This window comes from Pseudoalteromonas sp. AS71, from assembly GCF_038900275.1.
Taxonomy (GTDB): domain Bacteria; phylum Pseudomonadota; class Gammaproteobacteria; order Enterobacterales; family Alteromonadaceae; genus Pseudoalteromonas.
This window is the reverse complement of sequence record NZ_JBBMQZ010000005.1, coordinates 192,856-202,866: the sequence shown is the minus strand read 5'-3', so window position 1 is coordinate 202,866 and position 10,011 is coordinate 192,856. Positions and strand designations below refer to the sequence as shown.

General features: G+C 39.8%; 6 protein-coding genes and 1 pseudogene. 4 read left to right on the top strand and 3 right to left on the bottom strand.

Going from position 1 to position 10,011, the window contains the following annotated elements; all coding sequences use genetic code 11:
- Nucleotides 1-77: 77 nt before the first annotated feature.
- Together WNY98_RS05790 and WNY98_RS05785 are read right to left on the bottom strand one after the other, a co-directional pair.
- Nucleotides 78-821, bottom strand: a pseudogene (locus WNY98_RS05790) (IS4 family transposase); the annotation flags it as partial.
- A gap of 124 nt (nucleotides 822-945) precedes the next feature.
- Nucleotides 946-1,710 (bottom strand): outer membrane protein assembly factor BamD, encoded by a 765-nt coding sequence (locus tag WNY98_RS05785; protein ID WP_024598438.1) that lies wholly within the window; start codon nucleotides 1,708-1,710, stop codon nucleotides 946-948.
- 141 nt (nucleotides 1,711-1,851) lie between these two features.
- Between WNY98_RS05785 and rluD the strand changes: the two genes are divergently transcribed.
- The 3 genes from rluD (at nucleotide 1,852) to clpB (ending at nucleotide 6,233) form a co-directional block, all read left to right on the top strand.
- Nucleotides 1,852-2,829, top strand: coding sequence for a 23S rRNA pseudouridine(1911/1915/1917) synthase RluD (gene rluD, locus WNY98_RS05780; protein WP_002962209.1), 978 nt, complete (start codon nucleotides 1,852-1,854; stop codon nucleotides 2,827-2,829).
- On the top strand, nucleotides 2,829-3,560 hold the full coding sequence (pgeF, locus tag WNY98_RS05775; protein ID WP_342877359.1) for a peptidoglycan editing factor PgeF: 732 nt from the start codon (nucleotides 2,829-2,831) through the stop codon (nucleotides 3,558-3,560). The genes rluD and pgeF overlap by 1 nt, the downstream gene beginning before the upstream one ends.
- Before the next feature lie 96 nt (nucleotides 3,561-3,656).
- Nucleotides 3,657-6,233 (top strand): ATP-dependent chaperone ClpB, encoded by a 2,577-nt coding sequence (gene clpB, locus WNY98_RS05770; RefSeq protein WP_024598436.1) that lies wholly within the window; start codon nucleotides 3,657-3,659, stop codon nucleotides 6,231-6,233.
- A 52-nt stretch (nucleotides 6,234-6,285) separates the two neighbouring features.
- Here the strand turns inward: clpB and WNY98_RS05765 are convergent, their stop codons facing one another.
- Nucleotides 6,286-7,833, bottom strand: coding sequence for a PAS domain-containing methyl-accepting chemotaxis protein (locus WNY98_RS05765; protein WP_342877358.1), 1,548 nt, complete (start codon nucleotides 7,831-7,833; stop codon nucleotides 6,286-6,288).
- Nucleotides 7,834-8,421: 588 nt separating this feature from the next.
- On the opposite strand from WNY98_RS05765, the gene gshA reads away from it, so the two are divergent.
- Nucleotides 8,422-9,999 (top strand): glutamate--cysteine ligase, encoded by a 1,578-nt coding sequence (gene gshA, locus WNY98_RS05760; RefSeq protein ID WP_024598434.1) that lies wholly within the window; start codon nucleotides 8,422-8,424, stop codon nucleotides 9,997-9,999.
- Nucleotides 10,000-10,011: the final 12 nt, after the last annotated feature.

Here is a 10,011-nt window from a genome sequence, read left to right as displayed (position 1 = left end):
TTAAATCCAGAGAAAAAAGAAGCAATGCGGGCGGCATAAAATTTAATTTGATGCGACAACTAACTTGAAAAACTCCGTTTTTGTGCAATGTGGATGTGTTTGGTGCCTGCACTCATCAGCTCGCTTGCAAACGCATAGAGCTTATCCTCACCTTCTTCAATATGACGACTTTGCATCGAGCGTACGACGAATCGTTGCTGCTCGGTCAGTTTATACTGCAAGTATTCGTAGATGTCCGCTTCGCGGTCACACACCGATATCACGTTCGCCATTTGTCCTTGCAGCCGCTCTGCCATCGCTCGTGACGCTGACTCCCACTTGTAACTTTCTTTTTCTTCGTAAGAAGTCGTCGCGTGTTTTTCTCTTTTTCCAATCGTGTTGATATCACGACTCCAGCGAGACTGTTCAATTAATCCCACAACTTGCTTTGTGTCTGGCGCAAACAGTAATACGCTATGAGCTAACAAGCCTCGTTGTTTTGCTCCTCGTCCGACATGACCCAAATCATCTCGAATGGAGGAATGTTTATAAATTAGTGTGGTCGTGTCTTCTAATGCGAGCAATAAGTTATGACTTTTTGCTTGTTCAACCGTGGCTTTAAAGCCTGACTCTGCTATAGCCGTTGCGTCAATATTCTCGTTGCGAATAAAGCGGTAGGCACCTTCCATATCGGCGGGGGATTGAGTGATGTTTACAAGTGGTTTTCCTGGTTCATTTGCAAGCGTTGATGCTAACTTTACCAGACGCGCTGTTCTTCTTGGATCACCTAAGTCCGATTTACCGAATTGTTGTTTTGCCCAATGAGTATGTTCGTTAATCATAATGTGCCCTCAAACAAGATTTGAAGATCTGATCATGACATTGAGATTTAGTTCAAAAAAATCCCCGCTAATTTCTTAGCAGGGATTTGTGTATAAGAGACAGCTTAGTAAGCGCCTTTTTTATTTATTTAGTTCTTTTATTTAGTCTTCTTGTTTGCTTTGCGTGCTCACTAAGCTCAGTTAAGCCTAATTGATTGTAACTTTTTTCCATCATTTCAAGCGCTGGATCTAAGTAACTGCTTTGTGAGTAATGTTCAACAACAAATTTACCTCTATTAGCAGCAGCTAAATAAGCTTCACGCTCATAATAGTAAGTGGCTACTTTCAATTCATAACGAGCCATACGATTTAGAAGCCATACTAAACGACGCTTAGCTTCAGGTGCGTAATCACTTTTCGGAAAGCGTTTTACTAGTGTTGATAAATCGGTAAATGCAACACGAGTACGGTTAGCATCACGGTCTGCTCTATCTACACCAAAGTATTCTTGGAACGCATTTTTATCAGCTTTAATGTTTACTAAACCACGCATGTAATACATGTAATCTAGGTCTTTATGGTTTGGATTTAAGCGAATAAAGCGGTCAATGGTTGCAAGTGCTTGTTCAGTATTACCTGATTGGTAATGTGCATACACTAAGTCCATTTGTACTTGTTTAGAGAATGGCCCAAACGGATAGCGGGAGTCTATTGCACTCAAAAGTTCGATTGCACGAGCATATAGGCCAGAATCTAGTGTTTCTTTTGCATCTTCATATAAAGCGTGTGCAGATTTATTCGGTACACGTTGAATGTCTTCTTGGTCTGGAGCAGACGAACAAGCGCCTAAACTAAGTACAGAAACTGAAAAAACAATGGCAAATGCACGTTTCCCTATTTTATTTATCATTTTATTTGTTACCTTCGATGTCTTCGGCTAGGCCAAGTCGGTAAAACCGAGTAAACTATGCGTATTATATTATGCTTTTATTAAAAGCGATTCTAACCCAGTCGAGCAAAGCTTGCACTGGTAAATTGGGTAAAGTTACTAATGTCAGAGCAAATTTCTCTTCAAGCCGACGTTCCAACCGAATTAGGTGGTAAACGTCTAGACCAAGTATTAGCACAATTGTTCCCTGATTATTCACGTTCTCGTATAAAAACGTGGATATTGGATGATAAAATCACCGTAGACGGTGAAATTTTCAACACTCCACGCGAAAAGCTACTAGGTGGTGAAGTTGTAAGTGTTGAAACAACAATTGAAGCACCACGCGAATACGAAGCACAAGATATCAAATTAAACATTGTTTATGAAGACGATGATATTTTGGTAATTAATAAACCAATGGGCCTAGTGGTTCACCCTGGTGCGGGTAACCCTAATGGAACAGTGCTAAACGCATTACTACATTACTACCCTGAAATAATTAACGTGCCACGCGCGGGTATTGTGCATCGTTTAGATAAGGACACGACCGGTTTAATGGTTGTAGCTAAAACGATTCCAGCACAAACGCATTTAGTAACAGCGTTACAAAAGCGTGAAAACTTCACGCGTGAATATGAAGCACTGTGTAATGGCACTATGACCGCAGGTGGTATGGTTGAAAAAGCAATTGGCCGCCATCCGACTCAGCGTACTCATATGGCAGTACATGAACTGGGTAAACCGGCAATTACACATTACCGTGTTGCTGAAAAATTCCGTGCTCATACTCGTTTACGTCTGCGCTTGGAAACAGGTCGTACTCACCAGATTCGTGTGCATATGGCACATTTAAATCACCCGCTAATTGGCGACCAATCTTATGGCGGCCGTCCGCGTCCACCTAAAGGTGCAACACCTGAATTATTTGAGTTACTTCGTAGCTTTAGACGCCAAGCACTACATGCTGTAAAATTGAGTATTGCGCACCCAATCACCGGTGAAATGATGACATGGCAAGCACCTATCCCAGACGACATGGTCGCGATGACACATGCACTACGTGAAGATACTAAAGCTAATCCTGATATCGATAGATAATGCACTTATTGTCAGCGACATGGCAAAACCTTCATAAAGTAGGAACGTTAAGTACTACTTGTGGAGGTGGTGTTTCAAAAATCCCATTTAAAAGTTTTAATTTGGGATTCCATGTTGGTGATAATCAAAATCATGTATCAAAAAACCGCTCACTATTAACCAAACACTTACCTAAACCTGCCGTGTGGCTAAATCAAGTTCATAGCTCTAATGTTGTTATTGTTGATGAGCATTTTGATTTTGATGAGTTACACAATGCTGATGCGCTTTATACTCAGTTATTAAATCAGCCTTTGGCTATAATGACTGCCGATTGCTTGCCTATTTTATTAGTGAGTGATGATGAAAAGGAAGTTGCAGCTATACATGGCGGCTGGCGAGGGCTTGAGCAGGGAATTATTAAAAATACTTTAGAATGTTTTAGCTCAAAGTATGAAAACATAAGTGCGTGGCTAGGGCCTGCAATTGGGCCAACTCAATTTGAGGTTGGGGCTGAAGTGCTTGAGTTATTTCAAAAAAGGTCTTCTTCATTTATTCAAGCATTTACACCACAAGCTAATGGCAAATATCTTGCTGATATTTATGGTATTGCGCGTACTTTCCTTACCCAGCAAGGCGTTAAAAATATTACAGGCGGCGACTATTGTACAGTCTCTCAAAGTGACTTATTTTTTTCTTATCGACGGGATGGACAAACCGGACGTATGGCAAGTTTGATCTGGCGCAAGTAATTAGTATCTTTAATCATTATATTTCCCCCTACACCTTGAACAAACACCTAAACATACCCATTAATTAAGCAATTAGATTATTTAATAGGTAACACCATGCGTTTAGATAGATTTACAAGTAAATTTCAATCTGCGCTCTCTGATGCGCAATCGCTAGCCCTTGGCCGCGATCATCAATTTATTGAACCCGTACATTTAATGTATTCACTACTAAAGCAAAGTGGCTCTAGTGTACGTGCATTATTTGCACAAACGGGTGTCAGCGCTGACGAACTCAACACCAAGCTTTCACAAGAAATAGAAAAATTATTTAAGGTCGAAGGTGTCGGTGGTGACGTTCAGCTATCAAATAATATGGCATCACTTATTAACCTATGTGATAAGTACGCGCAAAAACGCAAAGACAAATATATTTCAAGTGAATTATTTGTACTGGCGGCATGCGATGATAAAGGTCCACTTGGCGATATATTTAGGTCGTTAAATATTACCTCGACCAAAATTGAAACTGCAATTAAAGCGATTCGCGGCGGCCAAAAAGTTGATGATCCAAATGCCGAAGAAACACGTCAAGCGCTTGAAAAGTTCACGATTGATCTAACTGAGCGAGCTGAGCAAGGTAAGCTTGACCCCGTTATTGGTCGCGATGACGAAATTCGCCGCACGATTCAGGTATTACAACGCCGTACTAAAAACAACCCTGTATTAATCGGTGAACCGGGTGTTGGTAAAACAGCAATCGCGGAGGGGTTAGCACAGCGTATTATTAACGGTGAAGTACCTGAAGGATTAAAAAACAAACGCGTACTATCACTTGATTTAGGTGCGTTAGTTGCGGGTGCTAAATACCGTGGCGAATTTGAAGAACGTCTAAAATCAGTATTAAACGAATTGGCTAAAGAAGAAGGCCAAGTCATTTTATTTATTGATGAAATACATACTATTGTGGGTGCAGGAAAAAGTGATGGCGCAATGGATGCAGGCAATATGTTAAAGCCAGCATTAGCACGCGGTGAATTACACTGCGTAGGCGCAACCACGCTTGATGAATATCGTAAATACATAGAAAAAGACGCAGCTCTTGAGCGTCGATTTCAAAAGGTACTTATTGAAGAGCCATCGGTTGAAGATACCATCGCAATATTGCGAGGCCTAAAAGAGCGATATGAACTACATCATTCAGTAGAAATTACTGATCCCGCGATTGTTGCTGCGGCGCAGTTATCTCATCGTTACATTAGCGATCGTCAGTTACCTGATAAAGCGATTGATTTAATAGACGAAGCAGGCTCTTCAATTCGATTACAAATTGATTCAAAACCAGAATCGTTAGATAAACTCGAACGCCGTATTATCCAACTTAAATTAGAAGATAACGCGCTAGCGAAAGAAAAAGACGAAGCAAGCCAAAAACGCCGAGCTGAAATGCAAGAGTTGATCACCGATCTTGATGGGCAATACCGTGAGCTAGACGAGATATGGAATGCTGAAAAAGCATCACTTCAAGGCACGCAAGTAATTAAAGCCGAGCTTGAACAGGCAAGGTTAGATTTAGATGTAGCGCGAAGAGCAAGTGATTTACAGCGTATGTCAGAGCTGCAATATGGACGAATTCCTGAGCTTGAGCGCAAGCTCGATTTAGCCTCACAAGCCGAAATGCAAGAAATGACTCTGCTTAAAAACCAAGTAGGTGAGGATGAAATTGCTGAAATACTGTCTCGCTGGACAGGTATTCCTGTTGCAAGAATGCTACAAGGTGAGCGTGAAAAGCTGCTGCAAATGGAAGATAAGTTACACAGTAAAGTAATAGGGCAAGATGAGGCGGTTGTTGCTGTTTCTAACGCAATACGCCGCTCGCGTGCCGGGCTTGCAGATCCTAACCGTCCTATTGGTTCTTTCTTATTTTTAGGCCCGACAGGTGTGGGTAAAACAGAGCTGACAAAAGCACTGGCTGGTTTTATGTTTGATACCGAAGATGCCATGGTGCGTATCGACATGTCTGAGTTTATGGAAAAACATTCAGTTGCACGCTTAGTAGGGGCACCTCCAGGTTATGTAGGTTACGAAGAGGGCGGTTATTTAACGGAGGCCGTACGTCGTAAACCTTACTCAGTGATATTGCTTGATGAAATAGAAAAAGCACATCCTGATGTGTTTAATATTTTACTGCAAGTATTAGATGATGGCCGATTAACTGACGGACAAGGTAGAACGGTTGATTTTAAAAATACCGTTATTATTATGACCTCAAACTTAGGCTCAGATATTATCCAAGAGCAAGCGGGTAATAATGACTATACGACCCTTAAAGCTAAAGTAATGGAAGTATTAATTAATGAGTTTAGGCCTGAGTTTATTAACCGTATAGACGAGACGGTCGTGTTCCACCCATTAGCTAACGAGCACATAAAAGAAATAGCTGATATTCAGTTAATGAAATTACGTGAGCGTTTAACAGAGATGGGGTATCTGCTTGAAATAAGTGATGCGGCTCTTGAGCGAATTGCAGCAAGTGGGTTTGATCCTGTGTACGGTGCACGTCCGCTTAAGCGGGCTATCCAACAAACGATAGAAAACCCACTGGCACAAAAGCTACTTAATGGAGACTACATACCTGGTTGCGTGATTGTTATCGACGCAAATGATGAAGGCTTGGTATTTACTAAGCGTTAATTGCAAATAATTAAAGTCAAAAGCCGCTAAAATAGCGGCTTTTTTATGTTTGTTAAACTTTAAAAGTTAGTAATAAATCGTTCACTCTACGTGAGCCTTCAACAAGCTCAGCTGCACCTTTTGCCACATTAAAGCTTAAGCTTAAGTTGTTATCGCCAAAATCTTTAATTTGCGAAACATTATTACTAATGTCGTTACTAACCATTTGCTGCTCTTCTGCAGCGGATGATATTTGTATTGCCAAGTGAGATATTTTACTGATTTGGATAAAAATCCCCTCTAATTCAACTTGGGTTTTATCGGTTGTCAAAACACAGTTATCGGCTTGTGCTTTAGTGCTTTGCATTACTTTGGACCAGCTAAATAAAGTGTCTTGTATTTCTTTAATAGAGCTATGGATTTGTGTCGTAGCATTTTGAGTGCGTGACGAAAGAGTCCTTACCTCATCGGCGACTACAGCAAAGCCTCGACCATGCTCTCCCGCTCTAGCTGCTTCAATCGCTGCATTAAGGGCAAGTAAGTTAGTTTGATCGGCAATTCCCTCTATTTCACTCATTACCTTACCAATCTTATCTGCTTCGGAGGCTAAGCTGGTGGCTGTGGTTGCAGCCTTTTCTACTTGAAAAGCTAAATCAGATACCATTTTACTATTATCTGCAATATGGTCTTTTATTTCAGAGCAACTTTGGTGGGTGTTATTCACTTTATCAGCTGTTTGAGCGGTATTCACAGATATTTCACCAATGGTAGAGCTCATTTGAGTCATCGCTGATGCAATTTGTTCTAAACGCTCACCTTGCGAAGAAATGCCTTTTTCAGTAAGCGTAGATTGTTTATCTAGATCAGTCGCAATGCCATTAAAGCTTAATGTAGAGTCTTTCATACGGCCAAGAACCGTGCGCAACTTTGCGCTTAGCATTTGCTCTCTATAATCACTTATGCTATGCGGTGTGTGGCCGCTGTAAATATAGCGAGAGATTGAATCGGCTTGCGCTTTTTGTTCGCGTAATATTTTAGGGGTAACAATCAATTCGTCATAATTTAGCACAATAACTAAAGCGCAAATAAATAGGCTAATTGCAGCGATAGTAATTGACCCAGCAACAGCTGTAAAAATTAGCCAAAATAATAGGCATATGAATGTGATGCTTTGTCTTATCCCCGTGTGTTCTCGCAGATTAAATGATGGTTTGTTGGTATTTATTTTGTAGTAAAGAGCGTGTGCATGTTGTTTAAGTTGAGAGCTCGCTTTGGTTCTTACTGATTGATAACCAACAAGTCGACTATGCTCAAAAATGGGTGTTACAAAGGCATCTACCCAATAATAACGGCCATCTTTACAGCGGTTTTTAACCATACCACGCCACGAGTGTTCTTTTTTTAATGTTGCCCACATTTCTTTAAAAGCAGCTTTTGGCATATCAGGGTGACGAACAATATTATGATGCTGACCGATAAGCTCTTGTGCGCTATATCCTGCCACAGAGCAAAACTCTTGATTTACGTATGTTATTACACCTTTGAGGTCGGTAGTAGAAACAAGCTCTTGTGACTCATCAAAGTATACTTCTTCATTTTTTAAGCTTTTATCATTGTGCATTATGTTTATTATCATCCTTTATTGTTGCTGTCATTATATTGGTTACACACTACAAAGCAAAAAATAGCGTCATTCCTTTTATGCCCATAAGGCAAATAATTGTGTTTATTGATCTAGATCAAATTTAAATGTCGGATAGCTAAATTGAACTCATTTTAAACAAGTTCCGGTCTATTATTTTAGGCTTATATTTTGCGTATTTAATTTATACTTAAATACGCATTTAAAGCATTTGTATAATGCCCAGAGCAATGGCAATATTACGACTTAATATAATGATGTTGGTCATATCAAACGCATGTATAGAGTGGGTAAATAATTATTAACTTAGAAAAATTATATTGTTCTTAGCAATTTATAACAGTTGCATTAAATAAGTGATCTATTATAGCGTTAAGAAAATAGCACAATAGTAAGGCGAAAATTATGACATATAGTTGTTCTATATGAATAATTTTTAACGCAGTGAGTGCGCTATTTAATGCGATAGAATGATCATATTTTCAATAAAATTGGTATTTATCTTGAGTCTAAGTAATTAGCCCCCATAACCTTATGATTAAGCCACGTGGCCCGAGGAAAGATTTTTTGACAACACATGATTTAGCTAACGCACTTGAAGCGTTATCAGTAAATGAGCACCAACATGCAGTTAAAGGCATTAAACGTGGCATAGAGCGAGAGTCGCTGAGAATACAAGATAATGGCGCTATATCACCTCAAGGTCACCCAAAAGGTGTGGGCAGTGCGTTAACTAACGGCCATATCACAACTGATTTTTCTGAGTCTTTACTTGAATTTATTACTCCAGTTAGTGAATCGTCAACGCAAACGCTTAAGCAATTAAAAGACCTTCAAAAGTTCACTCTAGAAAAAATGGGTGATGAACTGCTTTGGCCTATTAGCATGCCGTGTTTTATTGAGCACCAAGACGATATAGTGCTAGCTCAATTTGGTAGTTCAAATACAGGCCAAATGAAAACACTATACCGTGAAGGATTAAAAAATCGTTACGGTAGTATGATGCAAGCAATTGCGGGTGTTCACTTTAATATTTCATTTCCAGATACGCTTTGGCAGTCACTTCATTCGTTACAAAAAAGCAATGCAAACCTTCAAGATTTTATCTCAGAAGGTTATTTAGCGCTTATTCGTAACTTTAAACGCGAACTATGGCTAATAAGTTATATGTTTGGCGCATCGCCAGCATTGTGTAACTCATTTTTGCAAGGGCGAAAAACCGACTTACCATTTAAAAAACTAGGTAAAGGCACGCTTTACTTAGAAGTTGGTACAGCACTGCGTTTAGGTAATTTAGGTTATACAAATAGCGCTCAGTCGTCACTACGCGTAATGTATAACTCGTTAGATGAATATGTAGCGGGCCTTAAAAAAGCAATCAACACACCATCAGAAATTTATGGTGATCTTGATGACTACAAGAGTGAAAACCCTAAGCAGTTAAATAAAAATATTCTGCAGATTGAAAACGAATTTTACTCGCCAATCCGTCCAAAGCGTAATGCAAAAAGTGGTGAAACGCCAACGGATGCATTGCTTCGAGCTGGCATTGAATACGTAGAAATTCGCGCATTAGACGTAAACCCGTTTAGTGAAGTTGGTATTGATATTGAGCAAATTCACTTTTTAGATGTGTTTTTAACGTATTGTTTATTAAAAGATTCAGCTCCAATGGATTGGAAAGAACAAGCGCGTAGTACTGAAAATCTCGACACAGTAGTAAACCAAGGTCGAGAAGAAGGGCTAATGCTTAACTTTAATAACACACAACGTAGTCTTCAGTCGTGGGGCGATGAAATATTTACCCAGCTTACTGATGTCGCTAAATGGATGGATAATGCTTATGGTGTTAACTATTACTCAGATACTATAAAGCGCATGGCAACGTGGATACATAATCCAGAGCTTACTTACTCTGGACGTTACGTGTCACAGTTAAAAGAGTCTGGCTTAGACAACGGCCACTTTGCACTAGCATTGGCTAGTAAATATAAGCAAAGCCACGCAGATACAGGCTACAGCGAGTTTTTAAAACCTTGGCTGGAACAACAAGTTGTAGAGTCTAACGAAGCACAAGCTGCAATTGAGCAAGCAGATACCCAGTCATTTACCGCATTTTTAGATGCGTATTTTGACGGTAAATAACCTTTATATTTA

Bases quoted from the DNA above. Each gene is read 5' to 3' on its own strand.
- clpB (WP_024598436.1), top strand. From the start codon at position 3,657: ATGCGTTTAGATAGATTTACAAGTAAATTTCAATCTGCGCTCTCTGAT.
- pgeF (WP_342877359.1), top strand. From the start codon at position 2,829: ATGCACTTATTGTCAGCGACATGGCAAAACCTTCATAAAGTAGGAACG.
- WNY98_RS05765 (WP_342877358.1), bottom strand. From the start codon at position 7,833: ATGCACAATGATAAAAGCTTAAAAAATGAAGAAGTATACTTTGATGAG.
- rluD (WP_002962209.1), top strand. From the start codon at position 1,852: ATGTCAGAGCAAATTTCTCTTCAAGCCGACGTTCCAACCGAATTAGGT.
- WNY98_RS05785 (WP_024598438.1), bottom strand. From the start codon at position 1,710: ATGATAAATAAAATAGGGAAACGTGCATTTGCCATTGTTTTTTCAGTT.